Below are 16,169 nucleotides of genomic sequence, written 5' to 3' on the forward strand. Positions count from 1 at the left end.
CTTGAACTCCGCGTCCGTGATGACCGCGTCCTCGGCCGTCGCGGACTCGAATGGGGAAGTGCGACGCCCGCAGCGGGTCGAGCAGGCTGTCGCCGGCGACTACTCGCCGTCCTTCGCCCTCGCGCTGATGCAGAAGGACGCGGGGCTGATCCAGGCCTACGCGGACAGCGTCGGCGCACCCGTCCCTCGCGTCGCGACGGCCCGCCACTACATCGACGAGGCGATGGCCGCCGGCTTCGGCGGGGAGAACGCCTCGGCGCTGATCAAGGCGATCGCCGCGGAGGCCGACGTCGACCTGACCCGGCGCTGACCCTCCGCCCCGGGCTGCCCCTGCCCGGCCGTGACGGCCGCCGCAGGGGCTCCCCCGGCACCCTCCCCGTCCAGGCCGCGCCGCGTGCTTCACTGGAGGGATGACCACGCGTGACGACCACATCGCCGACTTCGCCGAGTTCCTGACCGCCTCCCCCTCCTCGTACCACGCGGCCGCCGAGGCGGCACGGCGCCTCGAGGGAGCCGGATTCACGGGGCTGGACGAGACGCAGGCGTGGCCCGCGGGGCCCGGCCGGTACTACGTCGTCCGCGACGGCGCGATCATCGCCTGGCACCTGCCCGAGGGCTCCGGGGCGACCACGCCCTTCCGCATCCTGGGCGCCCACACCGACTCCCCCGGCTTCATGCTCAAGCCCCGGCCGACGATCGGTTCGAAGGGCTGGCTGCAGGCCGGCGTCGAGATCTACGGCGGCCCGCTGCTCAACTCCTGGCTCGACCGCGAGCTCGAGCTGGCCGGGCGCGTGGTCACCCGCGACGCCTCGACGCGCCTGCTCCGGACCGGCCCGCTGCTGCGGATCCCGCAGCTCGCGATCCACCTCGACCGCACGGCGAACGAGGGCCTCACCCTCGACCGCCAGAAGCACACCGTCCCCGTGTTCGGCATCGGCGACGCCTCCGAGGTCGACCTGCTCCAGCTGCTCGCCGAGCACGCCGGGCTCGACGACGCCTCCGACATCGCCGGCTACGACCTGCTCACCGCCGACACGCAGGCGCCGCGCCGCTTCGGGCTCGACGAGATGTTCCTCGCCGCCGGGCGGATGGACGACCTCAGCTCCGTGCACGCCGGCCTCGTCGCGCTCCTCGCGGCGAGCGCCGATCCCGCGGCGCCGCCCGCGCACATCAGCGTGCTCGCCGCCTTCGACCACGAGGAGCTCGGCTCGGCGAGCCGGTCCGGAGCGAGCGGGCCGTTCCTCGAGGACGTCCTCTCGCGCATCGGCACGGCCCTCGGCGCCGGCGTCGACGAGCGCGCCCGGGCGATCGCCGCCTCCTGGTGCCTCTCGGCCGACGCGGGCCACTCGGTGCACCCCAACTACTCCGAGAAGCACGACCCGGCGAACCAGCCGGTCGCCGGGAAGGGGCCGCTGCTCAAGATCAACGCGACGCAGCGCTACGCGACGGATGCGCGCGGCGCGGCGCTGTGGGCGGGCGTCTGCGAGCGCGCCGGGGTCGGGTACCAGGAGTTCGTCTCGAACAACTCGGTGCCGTGCGGATCCACGATCGGCCCGCTGACCGCGACCCGGCTCGGCATCTCCACGGTCGACGTGGGAGTGCCGCTGCTCTCGATGCACTCGGCGCGCGAGCTCGCCCACGTGGACGACCTGGTCGCCCTGACCGCGGCGATCGAGGCCTTCTTCACTCCCTGAGCCGGGTCCGGCGCGACCGGGGCCCGTGGCTCCGCGCTGCCTGTGGGCGGACCCTGCGACTCCGTGCAACCGCCAGGCGGGCCCTGCGGCTCCGCTCAGTCGCCGGGCGGCCGCCGGCGCTGCTGCTTCGTCTCGGAGCGCTGCTGCTTCGCGGCGAGCCGGCGGCGGGTGGAGCCGCGCGTGGGCCGGGTCGGGCGTCGCGGGGCGGAGGGCGGCGCGAGGGCCGCGGTGATGATCCCGCGGAGCATCTCGAGGGCCGTCTCGCGGTTGCGCAGCTGCGAGCGCTCCTGCGCCACCGTGACGGTGACCGCTCCGGAGACGAGCCGCCGCCCGAGGCGCTCGAGCAGGCGCGAGCGCTGCTCGTCCGAGAGGGCCGTCGACTCCTCGACGCTCCAGGTGAGCTGCACGCGGCTGTCGGAGGTGTTCACGTGCTGCCCGCCGGGCCCGGAGGAGCGCGAGAACCGCCACTGCAGCTCCGATGCGGGGACGACGAGCCCCGGCCGCACCTCGAGATCCATGCGGCAAGCCTGGCACGCGCCCGCCCCGGGGCGGGAGCGCCGGCGATCCACTCCCGGGTGCGGTGTCCTCTTCCGGACGTGTCCGCTACAGGCTCTTGTCCCCGCGGTGGTCACGTCCGGACACTGGAGAGGTGCCCGGGCGGGCGCATCGGCCGACTCCTCACTGCCACCCGAAGGCGTCGAGGGGTCGGCCGCACGGCTCGGTCCCGCGGGAGCTCAATCGCGCGGCACCGTCTCGGCGAGGTCGATCTCGCCGTCGTCCAGCGCTCCCGGTTCGAGCGCCTCCGGATCGTCGAGCACCGGCTCTCCGGCACCGGCGTCGCCGTCGCGGGTGCGCGAGTCCGCCGCCCACGCCGTGCCGAGCGCGAAGAGCGTCGCCACTCCGTAGTGCTCCATCGCGGCGGCCACGCGGCGGCGGCCGGTCCGCGGATTCATGCCGAGCCGGTGCGACGCGGTCTCGAGCGTGACGCCCTGGCGCATCAGCCGGAGCAGCGGCAGCCAGCTCTGGTCGACCGCTCCGATCGGAGCGGCCTGCCGCCACAGCACCTCGAAGTACGACTCGACCAGACCGGCCAGCGCCGCATGGCGCACGCCGAGCACGCTGGTCGGCTTCGTCTCGCCCCACTCGAACGGGACGGCGAGGTGGTCGCCGTCGACCCAGAACCAGCTCGGCGGGCTCTCGAGGAGCCGGTACTCGACGCCCGCCGCCTGGTACGCCTCCACCCGGGCGAGCACCCGGGGGTCGCGCGCGCCGGCGGCCGGCATGATGACGCGCACCCGGTCCTTCGCCGCGAGCGCGTGCCCGAAGCGGATCGCCCGCTCCGTCGGCGGGTCGAGGAACCGCTCCACGTCCGGGAGCACCGCCACGAGCGAGCCGGAGTCGCGGCGCACCAGGTCGAACCAGAGGTCCTCGGAGGCGTGCGGCCCGTGGCGGAGGAGGGTCGGCACGGGATCCGACGTGTCCTCGCCGACCCGCCAGGCGCCGAGCAGCATCGGCAGGCCCGCGACGACGCGCTCGATCCCGTCCAGGGACTCCCTGCCCGCCCGCCGCGCCGACTCCGTGTGCCGGGCGATGGCCGCGGCCGCCCACTCCATCGGCGCCGGGAAGTCGAGCTGCTCGCCCTCGCCGCCCATGAGCCCCCGGCCGCGGAGCCGCTCGATCGCCGCAGCGACCTCGGCCTCGTCGATGTGGGTCAGCTCCGCCGCGTCGGCCAGCGTCGCCGGCCGTCCCCGCAGCAGCGCAGCCAGGAGTCCGTCGTCGTCCATGCGTCTCCTTCGCCGTGGGCCGTCACCCGAGGGTGCCGTCTCCGCGGTCGAGGAGCAAGGGACGCGCGGCGGACGGCGGGGAGCGGCCAGGCGGGGGCGGCGGATGAACTCGTGACGAGCACGGACCTCGGCTCAGCTGAGGACTTCCAGCGGAGACCTCTTCTTCGCTCCCGATCGCACTCTTTCGCAGTGGCGCCTCGTCACCGGGAAGGCGGTGGTCACTGCGGGCGTCCGGGATCGATCAGGAGCGCGGTACTGCGGTCACTCGGACAGCAGCGGGATCGAGCGGCCCAGGCGCCTGCCGTACTCGGCGATGGCGCGGCCGACGGGGAGCCGCTCGGCCTCGTAGCGCTCGAGCGCCTCGTCGACCGGGTGCCGCGCGAGGGAGCCGGCGAGGGCCAGCGCGTCGCCCGCCGCCTTGGCCGCACCCATGGCCGTGTGCGGCCTTACCGTCACGGCGGCGTCACCGAGGAGGGCGACCCGGCCGCGGACCGTCCGCGGCGGGACGTAGTCGACGATCGCCTGCAGGAAGGGCTGCGGCTCGGCCAGGACGGCGGCCGCGAGGGGCGGCGGCAGGCGGTCGAGCGCGTCTTCCTCGAGCCGGCGGCGGAGGTCGTGGGCGAGATCGCCGGGCGCGAGGGACACGCTCTCCGGCGGACGGCCGGACGCCGTCATCACTCCGCGGAGGGCGTCCTCGGAGAGGGGCCGGTACCAGACCCAGTTGTAGCGCCGTCGGCCGGGCTCCACCTCGCCGGCGGGTCCGGGGACGAGGTAGCCGAGCATGTGCTCGCCGGGCGCGGTGTAGAAGGCGAAACGCCCGAGGAGAGTCGCCGCGGCCTGGGCGGGGAGCGCCGACTCCGGGATCAGCCCGCGCCAGGTCGAGTAGCCGACATAGCGGTTCCCCGGTGCCTCGGGCGCGACCGCCGCGCGCATGACGGATCCGAGGCCGTCGGCTCCGATGACGATCGAACTCCAGGCCGCTCCCGTCGCGCAGCTCGACGACGACCGGGTCCGTCCCGGTCGAGGGGCGCACCCCGGCGACGGCGTGACCGAGGAGGTAGCGGTCGGCGGGGATCCGCGAGCGGAGCGTGTCGTAGAGGTGGTCCCACGACACCTGCGTCTGCGGGGAGGGGTCGCGGCCGATCACGCGCCCGGAGCGGTCGAGGGTGATCCGCTCGTGCGCGACGACGCCGACCCGCGCCTCGTCGTCGCGGCCGATCGCGTGCAGGAGGTCGATCAGGTCCTGCTGGGCCACCAGCCCGGCTCCCCGCCGCGACAGGCCCGTCGCCAACCGCTCGAGGACCGTCGCGCGGTGCCCGTCGCGGACGAGCAGGGCCGCGGCGAACAGTCCGCCGATCGAGCCGCCGACGATCCCGACGTCGAGCGGGCGCACCGCTCCTCCTGCTGCCATGAGCGCGACCGTACCGGCGAGCGCGCGGCGCCCGTTCCTACAGACGGCGGAACAGCGCGGCCTCAGGTGCGGTCGTCCGCGCGCAGCGACCGGATCATTCCGCGGAGCAGGCGCGCCGCCGCCTGCCGCTCCTCCTCCGCGAGCCCCTCCAGCATCCGCAGCTCCACCCCGCGGACGGCGGCGGACGCCTCGGCCAGGCTCCGGCGTCCGCGCTCGGTGAGCCGGGCGGGGAGCACCTTTCCGACCGGAGCCGCGTCGGGGCGGGTGACGACGCCGTCGCGCTCCAGAGTCTTCAGCAGGACGTTCATCGACTGCCGGGTGACGAAGGCGCCCCGCGCGAGCTCCGAGTTCGAGAGGCCCGGCCGCTGGGCGAGGAGCTCGAGGCAGGAGTAGTGGGTGACCGTCATCCCGAGCGGGCGGAGCACGGCCTCCATCGCCGCGCGCAGGGCGCTCGACGCCTCCTTGAGGAGGTAGCCGAGCGAGGTCTCGAGGTCGATGCCGTCTTGACTCATGTCAGTATTCTGACATACGCTCCTGTGTGTCAGAAATCTGACACAACCGAGGAGGAACCCCATGCCCGTCACCGGCCCCGACTTCGTCTCGCTCCAGGTCCGCGACCTCGCGGCGTCCCAGGCGTTCTACGAGCAGTACCTCGGCCTGGTCCGCTCGCCCGCCGGCCCGCCGCACGCCGTCGTCTTCGCGACGACTCCGATCGCCTTCGCCCTGCGCGACCTCGCGCCCGGCACCGACCTCGACTCCGCCTCCCGCCCCGGTGTGGGCGCCGCGATCTGGCTGCACGCGACCGGCGTGCAGGAGATCCACGACGCGCTCGTCGCCGACGGGCACCCCGTCGTCGCGGCTCCGATCGACGGCCCGTTCGGGCGCACCTTCACCTTCGCCGACCCGGACGGCTACCACGTCACCCTGCACGACCGCGCCTGAGCGGGACGGTGCGGACCGCGCCTGAGCTGAGCGGGGCAGAGCGGGACGGGACGGGGCAGGGCGCCTCAGCCCATCGCGCGCAGCTGAGCCGCGAAGAGGTGCAGCGACCGGTCGACCTCGGGCAGCGCCGGCGTCCGGTTGAGGTGCCCGTGGGGCACGCCGGCGGCCAGGTGCCCGGTCACGGCGACGCCCGCCTCCGCGAGCTGGCGCAGGAGCAGCTCGGCCGACCCCCGCAGCTCGTCGTACTCGTTCACGAGGACCGTGACCGGAGGCAGACCCGCCAGCGGCGCGGAGCCGGGCAGCGCCTCGACGGGGAGGTCGGAGATCCGCCCGAGGTAGGTGCGCACCATGCCCTCGATGCTCGACGGAGGGAAGCGGAGGACCGGCGGCAGCTCGCGCAGCTCGGCCGCGATCGCATCGTCGACGGCGGGGTTGGGGAAGTGGGCGAAGGGGTAGGCCAGGAGCACGTGCTCCGGCAGCCGCGCACCGGCGTCGCGCTCGCGGAGGACCGCGCCGAGGGCCAGGGCCGCTCCCGCGCTCGCGCCGCCGATCGCGACGGGCGTGGATCCGGACTCCGTGCTGCGGAGGTGCCGCCAGGCGGCGTGCACGTCGTCGAGCGGGACGGGGTAGCGGACGTCGGGGCCGGCGAGCCGGTAGTCGACGGAGACGACCCGGGCCCGCGCCCGGTGCGCGAGCTCCGCCGCGACGACGTGCGACTCGCGCATGTCGACGCTGCCGGCGGCGAATCCTCCTCCGTGCACCCAGAGCAGAGCGCGCTCGGGCGCGGCGGGCGAGTACACGCGCAGCGGGACCGGTCCGTGCGGGCCGGACGCCGTCTCCGCGACGACGTCGATCCCCTCCGGCAGCGACCAGGGCCCCGGATCCTCCTCGAACGCGGCCATGCGGGCGGCCTGCTCGGCGTCGAGCGGATACGCGAGGCCGGCCAGGAGAGGCAGCCGAGCGGCGAGGTACGGATCGAGCGGCATCGGCGCCTCCTGCGGGGTCGGGATCGCGGACCACGCTAGCCCGGCCGCGGGTCCTCGAGCGGCGCGTGCTCAGCCGCGTCGCCGCAGGAGCAGCACGCCGTCCAGGAGCACGGCGGCCGCGCCGTCGGGAGCGGTCACGGCGCGCTCCCGCGTCTCGACGAGCTCCGCGGTCCACTCGGCCGGGTCGAGGGCCAGCTCGGCGAGCTCCTCCTCGGGGCCGACGAGGTGCATCGCTCCGTGGCGGTGGTCGTCGCCGCTCGCCCACGGCGGGGGCGCGGCGTGCGAGACGACGGCGAGGCGGCCGCCGGGAGCGACGACGGAGGCCGCCCGCCGCAGCACGTCGATCCGCGGGAACTCGGCCATCGAGTGCAGGAAGCTCGCCGTCACCAGATCGAACTCCCCCACGACCGGCCAGTCCTCGGCGAGGTCGGCCTGCACGAAGTCCACGTCGGCGGCCCGCTCGGCCGCGGCCGCGCGCGCCCGGCCCAGCGCCGTCTCGGAGAGGTCGAGCCCGGTCACGCTCCAGCCGAGCGACGCCAGCCACAGCGCGTCCGCCCCCTCGCCGGCGCCGAGGTCGAGGGCGCGGCCCGGCGGCAGCGAGCCGACCAGCCCGACCAGCGTCGCGTTCGGCCGGCCCGACCAGATCCGATCGGAGTCGGCGTAGCGCGCCTCCCACTGCTCGCGTGCGGTGCTCATGCTGCTCCTCGTCCCCGGGCGCAGGGGCACCCGCGTCGAGGATGCCGCGCCGCCGCTCCGGCCGCCAGCCGTCGTGCCGAACCGGCACGGGCACCCGTCCCGCGGACGACACGGCCGGACGGAGCCGCGGCGCCGCGCGGACCCGCCGGACGCACTTCCCCGACACGCCCCGCGCCGATTAGCGTCGGTGCATGGCCCTCCGACTCGAAGAGATCATCGTCGACTGCACCGACTTCCGGACCCTCGGGCACTGGTGGCAGGAGGCGCTCGGCTGGGACGTCGTGGACGAGGACGAGGACGGCATCGAGCTGCTCGCCCCGTCGGGCCGCGGGCCGAGCCTCCTCTTCCTCGACGTACCCGAGCGCAAGACCGTGAAGAACCGCCTGCACCTGGATTTCGTGCCGGACGACCAGGAGGCGGAGGTCGCGCGGCTGGTCGGCCTGGGGGCGACGCGGTCCGACGTCGGGCAGGGCGAGCAGTCCTGGGTCGTGCTCGCCGACCCGGAGGGCAACGAGTTCTGCATCCTCTCGGCGCGGGAGTGAGAGCGCTTCCACTTTCCAGGACGGTTGTCGGGAAAGCGCTTCCATGCGCATGCATCGAAAAAGATTCTGAAATGTCAAGGGTAGAACGATCGTTCTCGACTCCCTAGCATCGCCTCCGACGCGTTTCCCGACCGGGAGCGCGCGGAGCCGAGGAGTCACCGTGACCACCTACGACAGACCCGTCGCCGCCGTCGGCATGACGCAGTCGCAGCAGCAGGGCGAGCTGCTCGCCGGCCGCGCCCTCGAGAACCGCGCCTTCGGCCTCTACGCGTACGCCTACCGCCTCACGCTGTCGGACTCCGCGGCGAGCGCCGCCCTCCGCCACGCGGCGGTCACCGTCCGCAGCGGACGGCCGCAGGGACTCGACGACACGGGCGCCCTCGACCTGATGCGCTCCGAGGTCGGGCGCGCGAGCGTGCAGCGCGGCGGCTCCGCGATGGAGCGCGCCGAGCAGGCCCCCGCGGCGATCCGCGAGGACGACCTGCTGCGCTCGGGCTTCCACCGCCGCCTGCACGCCCTGCCGACGCTCGAGCGCCAGGCCTGGCTGCTCCGGCACACCGGCGGCCACGACGTCGACGCGATCGCGGCGATGCTGCAGGAGCCGGCGGAGCGCATCCGCTCGGCCCTCGCCTCGGCCGCCCGCACGCTGGTCGAGGGCGAGCTGGCCGAGAGCGAGTCCGCGGAGTAGCGCGGCACGAGGTGCCCGAGAGACGCCGGGTCCAGCCGGCGGCGCCCCTCAGGCGTCTGGGACCCGGCCGCGACTCGGCGCGACCGGGAGGACGGGGTCAGTCGAGGTAGTCGATGTCGTCCCACGGCTGGTGGACGTCACCGGTGTCGCGGTCGTCGTCCGGTACCTCGAGCTCCTCGAAGATCACCGGAACACCCGTCGAGATCAGGACGCTGACCTGGCGGTTGCCCACGATCACGAAGTCGACGAGGCCTCCTCCGGCCTGCGTCGCCTCGGTCGCCGACCGCTTCAGCTCGGCGACGTCGGTCCCCTGGGACAGCCCGTAGGTCTTGCCCTCGATGGTGACGGTGGTGCGGATCATGTGGCGCTGCTGCTCCTCGGCTCGATGGGTTCAGCGTACGAATCGCGACAGAGCGCTGCCAGGCCTTGCGGTGGAGGCCCGCGGCTGCCACGGGTGAAGGGGCCGGCTGAGGCGAGCGGCGTCCGGAGCCGAGGCCGGAAGCAGCGTGACGGGCCGCTCGGGCGGATCCGCCGCTCCTGACCTCGGTTCCGGACACCGGGCGGCGGAGTCGACCGGGCGCGCTCCACGGAGCTCCCGCCGTAGCGTGGAACCTGTCCGCACGTTCCGCATCCGGCGACAAGGAGGATCCGATGACCGAGAAGAACACTCCCGAGGACCCGCAGACCACCGACCCCGAGCACGTCGACCCCGAGACGGCCACCGACCCCGAGGGCGACCCGGTCGAGAACCCGTCGGGCTGACGCCCGCACCGGAACGGCCCGCGGCCACCGGGACACCGCTGAGAAGGCGGAGTCCCGGTGGCCGCGGGCCGTTCCGGTGTCCGGCGCCGCCATACTGACGGAGTGCAGGCCGAGGACGATGAGCGCAGGGATCTCGAGCGGATCCTGTCGGCCCGACCCCGCGACGACGGCGCCGACCGGGACGAGCGGCGCGAGGCGCTGCGACGGCTCGGCGAGCTGGAGGCGGAGGACGCTCCTCCCGGAGTGACGGGATCCGGCGCTCAGACCGGCGCCGCGCCGTCCGGAGCGCAGCCGGGCGCGGCGCATCCCGCGACGGCGACCGACTCGCGTGCCCCCCTGCCGGCGGCCGCACTTCCGCTGTCGGCGACCGTCGGCTCCGAGACTGCGGAGTCGCCCGCCGAGCACCCCGACGGGCCGGCCCCGCGGACGCCGCACCCGCGCCGCCGCCGCCTCGTGCTCGCTGCCGCGATCGTCGGCGGAGCCGCGGTCGGCGCGATCGTCCCCACCGCGCTCCTCCTCCCTCCGCCCGCGGACCCCGTCGCCCCGCCGACCGCCTCCGCGGATCCCGCCGACCCCTTCGCCGCGCTCGTCGAGGGCTGGGAGCCGACCACCGACGTCCCGCCGGGCCTCGCTCTGCTCGCCGGGGAGGCCACGGTCTACGGCTCCGGGTTCGACACCGCCGAGAACGACCGCCTGCTGATCACCGAGCCGAACGGCACCACGGTGTGCCTCGCCGTGCAGCGCCCGGACGCGTCCTTCTTCGCCGGCTGCACCGGCTCGGAGGCGTTCTTCGCCGGGGAGCCCCTCCGGGTCAGCGGCACGACGCTCCGCAGCGGCGCCCCGGTGTACACGCAGATCCTGCTCCGCCCGGACGGGACGATCGAGGGCGGCTACCAGCTGGTGCCGGAGCCGCCGCAGCCTGAGGCGGAGGAGTCCGGAACGGTGGAGTCCGGGTCACCGGACCCCGCGACCAGCGAGCCCTGAACCGCCGGGCCCGCGACCAGCGAGCCGTGAGCCCGCGACCAGCGAGCCGCTAGGCGCGCGTCGCCTCCGCCGCGTCCGCGATCACCTGGGCCGCGGACGCCGTCCGCTCCCACACCGCGCGCTGCCGCTCGGCGCCCGTGCCCCGCGCCAGGACCCGCTCGACACCGCACGCCGCGACCTCCTCGTCGCCCGACTCCGCCAGCGCCCGACCCGCGTGGTCGAGCAGGCGCGCCAGTACCGCGGAGGCGGGGGCCGGGCAGTCGTCGACCGGATCGATCAGGTCGCCGGTCGTGCCGTGGCGGCTCGCCAGCCAGGAGGAGACGGCGATCACCGGAGTCGGCAGCGCCACGGGCGGGACCCCGGCGTCCGCGTCGCGCACGGCCGTCTCGGCGAGCGCCCGGATCAGGACGGCGATCAACGCCGAGTCCTCGGCGTGCAGCGGGACGTCGGCGATGCGCACCTCGACGGTCGGGTGCGCACGGGAGAGACGGGCGTCGAAGTAGAGCATGCCCTCGTCCAGCAGCACGCCGCAGGAGGTGAGGGAGGCGACGACGCTCCGGTACTGCTCGACGTCGCCCCAGATCCCGACCGGGCCGGCGGTGGGCCAGCGCCCCCAGGACTGGTAGCGCCAGCTGGCGAACCCGGTGTCGGCGCCGGCGCTCAGCGGGGAGTTGGTGCTCAGGGCGAGGAGGGCGGGCAGCCAGCCGCGCAGCCGGTCGAGGACCGCGATCCCCTCCTCCGGCGACCCGATCCCGACATGGACGTGCAGGCCGCAGGTGAACTGCTCGCGGGCGACGAGGCCGAAGCGCTCGGCCATCCGGTCGTAGCGCTCGTCGGCCGAGAGGTGCGGCTCGAACGCGGCGGGGCTGGTCGCGACCGCGACGGCGCGGGCACCGACCTCGCGGGCGGAGTCGTCGGCCAGGCGGCGGCCCTCGCGCAGTCCGGCCAGCAGCGCGTCGTACGTGCGGGCGGGCGAGCCGACCGCCTCGATCTGCTCCGCCTTGAGCTCGGCGGCCAGGGCGACCGCCGCGGAGCCGCGCACGGAGCCGAGCAGCAGCGGCGCCGCGGGCGTCGGGAGGAACGTACCGGCGTCGACGAGGAGGTACTCCTCCTCCACCCCGAAGGTGCGGGCGCTCACCGGAGCGCCTTCCGCTCGAGTCCCCCGCCGCAGCCCACCCGGTCATCCCACCGTGCCGGGCGCCCGCCGGGCAACCGTCCTCGGCCGATGTTCAGCGTCGGGACGCCCGCGGCGCCGGTCCGCGGGCGGGCTGTCAAGGCCGGGTGCTGCCGGGCGCGGAGCGGCAGGATCGGAGCACACCCAGAACCGGAGGTCCCCGTGCCCGACAGCACTCCCGAGCAGACCGAGTACGACGTCGCCGTCATCGGCGCAGGACCCGCGGGGACGGCCGCCGCCCTCCGCGCCGCGGAGCTGGGAGCGCGCGTCGTCGTGCTCGAGGCCGCGCGCGTCGGCGGCACCTGCGTCAACACCGGCTGCGTGCCCACCCGCGTCCTCGCGAAGACGGCGCGGATGATGCGCGAGACCCGCTCCGCCGGCGACTACGGGATCGAGATCGGCACTCCCGTCCTCGACTGGGCAGCGACCGTGCGCCACGTGCACGAGCGCGTCGACCTGGTGCGCTCGATCAAGCGCGAGGCGCAGCGGTTCGAGGAGGCGGGGGTCGACCTGATCCACGAGGGCCGCGCCCGCTTCGTCGACGAGAGCACCCTCGTGCTCGACAGCGGGCGGCGGATCCGCGCGCGCTCGATCATGGTCTGCGTCGGCGGGCACTCGCGGCGGCTGCCGATCCCGGGCGCCGAGCTCGCGACCGTGCCGGAGGACGTGCTCGGGCTGACCGAGCTGCCGCGCCGCGTCGCCGTGATCGGCGGCGGCAACACGGGCGCCCAGCTCGTCACCGTCTTCAACGCCTTCGGCTCCGAGGTGACGCTCCTCGACGTCGCCCCGCGGATCCTGATGACCTCCGACTCCAGCATCTCCGAGCACGTCGGCGCCGCCTTCGAGCGCCAGGGAGTCCGCGTCCGCACCGGGATCGAGACGGTGTCGGGCATCGAGCGGCAGGACGACGGCTCGCTCGCGATCGCGTGGCGCGAGGGCGGCGAGGACCGCACGGCCGAGGTCGACGTGGTGATCATGGCCACCGGCTGGCCCGCCGACGTCGAGGACCTCGGACTCGAGAACGCGGGCATCGAGGTCGTCCGCTCGGCGATCCCCGCCGATCAGTACTTCCGCACGGTGGTGCCGCACATCTTCGCGGTCGGCGACGCGAACGGGCGCGACATGCTCGTGCAGGCGGCGCAGTTCGAGGCGGAGGCCGCCGCCGAGAACGCGGTGCTCGGCGCGAACCGGCGCACGCCCCAGTTCCTCCTGCCCGCGGGCGGATTCACGGACCCGGACTACGCGGGCGTCGGCTTCACGCAGGAGCAGGCCCGCGAGCGCGACCCGCAGTGCGTCGTCGCCTCGGTGCCGTTCTCGCACCTGGACCGCGCCGTCATCGACGACCGCGAGAACGGGTTCCTCACGCTGATCGCCGACCGGCGCCGCGAGCTGCTGCTCGGCGCGCACGCGGTCGGCGAGAACGCGATCGAGGTCGTGCAGTCGGTGACCACGGCGATGGCGGCCGGAGTCGACCTCGCGACCCTCGCGAACGTCCGCTTCGCCTACCCCACCTACAGCGCGGTGATCGGGATGGCGGCGCGCGCCCTGCTGGCCGAGCCGGCGCGCCCGACCGAGCTGGACTGACGCGCTACCCGATCCTCGGAGGCGGCGCCAGCCCCGAACCGGCGGCCCGCCGCCTCCGAACAACTGGAGACGGGCACTCCGCCCGCCCCGCCGAGAGGAACCCCTGTGCCGATCCCCGCTGTCGACTACAACCACGTCCGACTCACCGTCCGCGACATCGCCGTCTCGCGCCCCTTCTACGACTCCGTCTTCGGCTTCGACGTCGCCTTCGAGGCGCCGCCGGCCGACGCGTCGCCGGAGGAGAAGGAGCAGCTGGCGTTCGTGTTCGGCGGGGTGATCTACCAGTTCCCGGGCGGACTGCTCGGCCTGCGCCCCGTCGCGCCCGGCGACGACCGCTTCGACGAGGACCGGGTCGGGCTCGACCACGTCAGCTTCACCGTCCCCGACCTCGACGCGCTGAAGGCGGCCGCGGCCGTGCTCGACGACCTCGGCATCGCCCACGAGCCGATCAAGGACGCCGGCGGCATGAGCCTCCTCGAGTTCCGCGACCCCGACAACATCGCGCTCGAGATCACGTCCCCGAGCTGATCGGAGCAGCGCGCGCACGATCGGGCGGGTCTCACCAGGCCTCCACGCTGATCGAGTAGCGCGCGTATCGAGATCCCCCACGCTCGAAGGGGCGGGTCTCGATCCGCCGTTGCGCCGCTACTCGACCAGCAAGGGTCCCCGCCGTGCTGATCGAGTAGCGCGCTCAGCGCGCGTCTCGGGATCCCCGCGAACCCACGGAGCGCGGATTACGGACGACGTCGACGGTACGGAGTCGTCGTCGACACCCGGACCAGGCCCGCGCGCTCCAGGATGGGCCGCGAGTACTCGGTCGAGTCGCTGTGCACGAGGGTCTTCCCGAGTGCCTGTGCGGAGGCGGCGCGGGCGGCCGTGACCAGGCCGTAGAGCCCGCGTCCGCGGTACTCCGGCAGCGTCGCTCCGCCCCAGATGCCGGCGAAGGCGGTGCCCGGGACGGGCTCGAGCCGGCCGCCGGACGCCATCCGCCCGTCGACCTCGGCGACCCACAGCTCCATGCCGTCGCCGCGCGCCAGGCGGGCGACGAGCGAATCGGCGATCGACACGTCGACCTCCTCCTCGAAGGCGGCGTCGATCATGGCGCTGAACGCGCGGACGTCCGGCTCGTCGACGACCCGCCGCAGCACGACCCCCTCCGGGACCGGCCGGTCCGAGAGCAGCGCCTCGACCGGGCCGATCATGATCGACTCGGCCTCGTCCGGCGCGAAGCCGTTCGCGACGAGGGCGTCGTGCAGGCCGGGGGCCTCGTCGTGGCTGCGGGTCTTCCACTCGACGCGGGTGATGCCGGGATCGGCGTCGAAGTGCGCGCAGGCCGCGGCGACCAGGCGGGCGATCTCCGCGGAGGAGGCGCCGGCGAGGTCGCGGTAGGTGACGAAGCCGCGTCCGCCGGCGAAGGTCACCAGACGCAGAGGCCCCTCGCGCGTCACGGAGACGGCGCTCGGGGTCTCGGCGTCGGAGCGGAGATGGTCGTCGTAGGCGCGGAGGTAGTCGGAGCTCATCGCCCCGACGCTACCCCCGGACCCGGTCGATCAGGTCCTGGATGAAGGGGATGACGTCCTTCGCCTGGTCGACGCTGGCGAATCCGGTGGCGACGAGCGGCCAGATCGAGCCGATGAGCGTCGCGATCACGGCGGCCACCGCGGCGACCCAGGCGAGGGCCGCGTTGCGGGAGAGGAACGCGACCGCGAGGCAGGCCAGGCCGACCGCGTAGCTGAGGACGATCGAGAGGACGATCGCGCCGACCGGGACGTCGAGCGCCCCGGCCGTGGTGCCGTCCGCCGCGCCGATCAGCCCGAGGACGGGCAGCAGCACGGCGACGACGACCACGAACGAGAGCACGACGCCCGTGCCGAGCGCGATCCAGGCCGCACGCGGCTTGCGTCGCGCGCCGTACGAGCGGGTGCGCACGGGACTACTCCCGACCGGCGGCGGACGACGCGCGGTCGTCCTCGGAGCGGTGGGCGTCGGCGTCGTCGGACGCGTCGTCGCGATCGGCCGCGGCCTCGTCGCGCTCGACGTGCTCGGGCTCCTCCGCCGGAGCGACCTCGACGGTCGCGGTGCGGGGGTCGCCGTCGTCGTCGACCGGCTCGACCTGGACGCGGACCACGAACTCCGCGGTCTCGACGACGGCCGGGGCCGCGTGCGTCTCGACGCGGGGGTCGTCCTCGTCGCGCTCGGCGGCGCGCTCGGCGTCGGCCGTCTTCTGGGCGGCTGCGCGCTCGTCGCGCTCGTCGGCCGCACGGTCCATCGCGTCCGCGGCGTCGTCGGCGGCGTCCGCCAGGCGTCCGCGGGCGGAGTCGACGGCACCGGAGACGGCGTCGCGGGCGTTCCCGGCGGCCTCCTTGGCGGAGTCGCGGGCATCGGACGCGGCGCGCTTGGCGGTGTCGACGAGCGGCTCCTTATCCTCCTCCGGCTTCTCGATCGGGTCGAACGGGCCGTGGACGTCGGTCGCCTCGACGTTGACGACGACGTGACCGCCGGCGACCGGCTCCGCCACGCGCTGCACCTGATCGCGCACGGCGTCCAGGACCTCGCGGACGGGGTGGGGGTACTCGACGACGAGGTCGATGTCGACGGTGGTGACGCCGTCGGCCTTCGAGACCGTGACTCCGGGGACGGTGCTGGTGCCCAGCACGCGGCGAGAGGCGCGGTCGAGGCCGCGGGCGACGGCTCCACCGAGGTGGTGGACGCCGGACACGCGCTGGGCGCTCTCGCCGGCGGCGGTCGCGACCCGGCTCTCGGTCGACTCGGGCTCGGACGGCTTCCCGTCGCGGCGAGCGGACTCGCGCCGGCTCTGCTCGTTCGGGGTCGGCTGCTCATGGGTGCGGATGCGCTCGACGGTGCCGGGCTCCATCGGATCGGACATGGGTGCTCCTTCAGAAAGACTTCCATCCCGCCTGA

General features: G+C 74.8%; 19 protein-coding genes and 1 pseudogene. 8 read left to right on the forward strand and 12 right to left on the reverse strand.

The genetic code is table 11. The features are described from left to right. Window positions 1-58 precede the first annotated feature (58 nt). Together C5D04_RS07290 and C5D04_RS07295 are read left to right on the forward strand one after the other, a co-directional pair. A complete protein-coding gene (locus tag C5D04_RS07290; protein ID WP_374954377.1) occupies window positions 59-310 on the forward strand; it encodes an NAD-binding protein in 252 nt (83 codons plus the stop codon). Window positions 311-410: 100 nt separating this feature from the next. Further along, entirely contained in the window at window positions 411-1,694 is a 1,284-nt protein-coding gene (locus tag C5D04_RS07295) for a M18 family aminopeptidase (RefSeq protein ID WP_104347488.1), read from the forward strand. A 95-nt stretch (window positions 1,695-1,789) separates the two neighbouring features. Here C5D04_RS07295 and arfB read toward each other — a convergent pair whose 3' ends face one another. The 5 genes and pseudogenes from arfB to C5D04_RS07315 all read right to left on the reverse strand — a co-directional run bounded on the left by arfB (window position 1,790) and on the right by C5D04_RS07315 (window position 5,401). Continuing rightward, entirely contained in the window at window positions 1,790-2,212 is a 423-nt protein-coding gene (gene arfB / locus C5D04_RS07300) for an alternative ribosome rescue aminoacyl-tRNA hydrolase ArfB (protein WP_104257473.1), read from the reverse strand. 216 nt (window positions 2,213-2,428) lie between these two features. Beyond that, window positions 2,429-3,478 (reverse strand): hypothetical protein, encoded by a 1,050-nt coding sequence (locus C5D04_RS07305; protein WP_104347489.1) that lies wholly within the window; start codon window positions 3,476-3,478, stop codon window positions 2,429-2,431. Window positions 3,479-3,739: 261 nt separating this feature from the next. Further along, entirely contained in the window at window positions 3,740-4,411 is a 672-nt protein-coding gene (locus C5D04_RS18640) for an FAD-dependent monooxygenase (protein WP_258068858.1), read from the reverse strand. Window positions 4,412-4,451: 40 nt separating this feature from the next. Next, window positions 4,452-4,889 (reverse strand): annotated as a pseudogene (locus tag C5D04_RS18865) (FAD-dependent monooxygenase); the annotation flags it as partial. A 62-nt stretch (window positions 4,890-4,951) separates the two neighbouring features. After that, window positions 4,952-5,401: a MarR family winged helix-turn-helix transcriptional regulator gene (locus C5D04_RS07315; RefSeq protein WP_104347490.1), complete on the reverse strand. Its 450-nt coding sequence runs from the start codon at window positions 5,399-5,401 to the stop codon at window positions 4,952-4,954. 61 nt (window positions 5,402-5,462) lie between these two features. Here C5D04_RS07315 and C5D04_RS07320 point away from each other — a divergent pair, with 61 nt between their 5' ends. Then, on the forward strand, window positions 5,463-5,831 hold the full coding sequence (locus C5D04_RS07320; RefSeq protein ID WP_104238135.1) for a VOC family protein: 369 nt from the start codon (window positions 5,463-5,465) through the stop codon (window positions 5,829-5,831). Window positions 5,832-5,896: 65 nt separating this feature from the next. Here C5D04_RS07320 and C5D04_RS07325 read toward each other — a convergent pair whose 3' ends face one another. Further along, complete coding sequence (locus tag C5D04_RS07325; RefSeq protein ID WP_104347491.1) at window positions 5,897-6,817, reverse strand: alpha/beta hydrolase fold domain-containing protein; 921 nt, start codon at window positions 6,815-6,817, stop codon at window positions 5,897-5,899. A gap of 69 nt (window positions 6,818-6,886) precedes the next feature. After that, on the reverse strand, window positions 6,887-7,513 hold the full coding sequence (locus tag C5D04_RS07330) for a class I SAM-dependent methyltransferase (RefSeq protein ID WP_104347492.1): 627 nt from the start codon (window positions 7,511-7,513) through the stop codon (window positions 6,887-6,889). A 191-nt stretch (window positions 7,514-7,704) separates the two neighbouring features. Between C5D04_RS07330 and C5D04_RS07335 the strand changes: the two genes are divergently transcribed. Then, window positions 7,705-8,055 (forward strand): VOC family protein, encoded by a 351-nt coding sequence (locus C5D04_RS07335; RefSeq protein ID WP_104224051.1) that lies wholly within the window; start codon window positions 7,705-7,707, stop codon window positions 8,053-8,055. 160 nt (window positions 8,056-8,215) lie between these two features. Then, entirely contained in the window at window positions 8,216-8,743 is a 528-nt protein-coding gene (locus C5D04_RS07340) for a hypothetical protein (RefSeq protein WP_104232920.1), read from the forward strand. 97 nt (window positions 8,744-8,840) lie between these two features. Here the strand turns inward: C5D04_RS07340 and C5D04_RS07345 are convergent, their stop codons facing one another. Next, window positions 8,841-9,104, reverse strand: coding sequence for a hypothetical protein (locus C5D04_RS07345; protein ID WP_104224053.1), 264 nt, complete (start codon window positions 9,102-9,104; stop codon window positions 8,841-8,843). A 503-nt stretch (window positions 9,105-9,607) separates the two neighbouring features. On the opposite strand from C5D04_RS07345, the gene C5D04_RS07350 reads away from it, so the two are divergent. Further along, the gene (locus C5D04_RS07350) at window positions 9,608-10,489 is read left to right on the forward strand and encodes a hypothetical protein (protein WP_104347493.1); all 882 of its coding nucleotides are present in this window, start codon (window positions 9,608-9,610) and stop codon (window positions 10,487-10,489) included. Between the two features lie 49 nt (window positions 10,490-10,538). Here the strand turns inward: C5D04_RS07350 and C5D04_RS07355 are convergent, their stop codons facing one another. Beyond that, a complete protein-coding gene (locus C5D04_RS07355) occupies window positions 10,539-11,627 on the reverse strand; it encodes a glutamate--cysteine ligase (protein WP_181137683.1) in 1,089 nt (362 codons plus the stop codon). A 198-nt stretch (window positions 11,628-11,825) separates the two neighbouring features. On the opposite strand from C5D04_RS07355, the gene C5D04_RS07360 reads away from it, so the two are divergent. Then, window positions 11,826-13,247: an NAD(P)/FAD-dependent oxidoreductase gene (locus C5D04_RS07360; RefSeq protein WP_258068859.1), complete on the forward strand. Its 1,422-nt coding sequence runs from the start codon at window positions 11,826-11,828 to the stop codon at window positions 13,245-13,247. A gap of 105 nt (window positions 13,248-13,352) precedes the next feature. Further along, window positions 13,353-13,775 (forward strand): VOC family protein, encoded by a 423-nt coding sequence (locus tag C5D04_RS07365; RefSeq protein ID WP_104223996.1) that lies wholly within the window; start codon window positions 13,353-13,355, stop codon window positions 13,773-13,775. Window positions 13,776-13,981: 206 nt separating this feature from the next. Here C5D04_RS07365 and C5D04_RS07370 read toward each other — a convergent pair whose 3' ends face one another. From C5D04_RS07370 to C5D04_RS07380, 3 genes are read right to left on the reverse strand one after another with little or no spacing between them, the layout of a single operon-like run. Beyond that, the gene (locus tag C5D04_RS07370; protein ID WP_104347496.1) at window positions 13,982-14,767 is read right to left on the reverse strand and encodes a GNAT family N-acetyltransferase; all 786 of its coding nucleotides are present in this window, start codon (window positions 14,765-14,767) and stop codon (window positions 13,982-13,984) included. 10 nt (window positions 14,768-14,777) lie between these two features. Next, window positions 14,778-15,176: a hypothetical protein gene (locus tag C5D04_RS07375; RefSeq protein WP_104347497.1), complete on the reverse strand. Its 399-nt coding sequence runs from the start codon at window positions 15,174-15,176 to the stop codon at window positions 14,778-14,780. Between the two features lie 4 nt (window positions 15,177-15,180). After that, a complete protein-coding gene (locus tag C5D04_RS07380; RefSeq protein WP_104295122.1) occupies window positions 15,181-16,134 on the reverse strand; it encodes an Asp23/Gls24 family envelope stress response protein in 954 nt (317 codons plus the stop codon). Window positions 16,135-16,169: the final 35 nt, after the last annotated feature.

It is taken from the genome of Rathayibacter sp. AY1D2 (assembly GCF_002932695.1).
Classification (GTDB): domain Bacteria; phylum Actinomycetota; class Actinomycetes; order Actinomycetales; family Microbacteriaceae; genus Rathayibacter.

What these genes read in the sequence shown, in the direction of transcription:
- C5D04_RS07295 (WP_104347488.1), top strand. Translation starts at nt 411, where the DNA reads ATGACCACGCGTGACGACCACATCGCCGACTTCGCCGAGTTCCTGACC.
- arfB (WP_104257473.1), bottom strand. Translation starts at nt 2,212, where the DNA reads ATGGATCTCGAGGTGCGGCCGGGGCTCGTCGTCCCCGCATCGGAGCTG.
- C5D04_RS07305 (WP_104347489.1), bottom strand. Translation starts at nt 3,478, where the DNA reads ATGGACGACGACGGACTCCTGGCTGCGCTGCTGCGGGGACGGCCGGCG.
- C5D04_RS18640 (WP_258068858.1), bottom strand. Translation starts at nt 4,411, where the DNA reads ATGCGCGCGGCGGTCGCGCCCGAGGCACCGGGGAACCGCTATGTCGGC.
- C5D04_RS07315 (WP_104347490.1), bottom strand. Translation starts at nt 5,401, where the DNA reads ATGAGTCAAGACGGCATCGACCTCGAGACCTCGCTCGGCTACCTCCTC.
- C5D04_RS07320 (WP_104238135.1), top strand. Translation starts at nt 5,463, where the DNA reads ATGCCCGTCACCGGCCCCGACTTCGTCTCGCTCCAGGTCCGCGACCTC.
- C5D04_RS07325 (WP_104347491.1), bottom strand. Translation starts at nt 6,817, where the DNA reads ATGCCGCTCGATCCGTACCTCGCCGCTCGGCTGCCTCTCCTGGCCGGC.
- C5D04_RS07330 (WP_104347492.1), bottom strand. Translation starts at nt 7,513, where the DNA reads ATGAGCACCGCACGCGAGCAGTGGGAGGCGCGCTACGCCGACTCCGAT.
- C5D04_RS07335 (WP_104224051.1), top strand. Translation starts at nt 7,705, where the DNA reads ATGGCCCTCCGACTCGAAGAGATCATCGTCGACTGCACCGACTTCCGG.
- C5D04_RS07345 (WP_104224053.1), bottom strand. Translation starts at nt 9,104, where the DNA reads ATGATCCGCACCACCGTCACCATCGAGGGCAAGACCTACGGGCTGTCC.
- C5D04_RS07370 (WP_104347496.1), bottom strand. Translation starts at nt 14,767, where the DNA reads ATGAGCTCCGACTACCTCCGCGCCTACGACGACCATCTCCGCTCCGAC.
- C5D04_RS07380 (WP_104295122.1), bottom strand. Translation starts at nt 16,134, where the DNA reads ATGTCCGATCCGATGGAGCCCGGCACCGTCGAGCGCATCCGCACCCAT.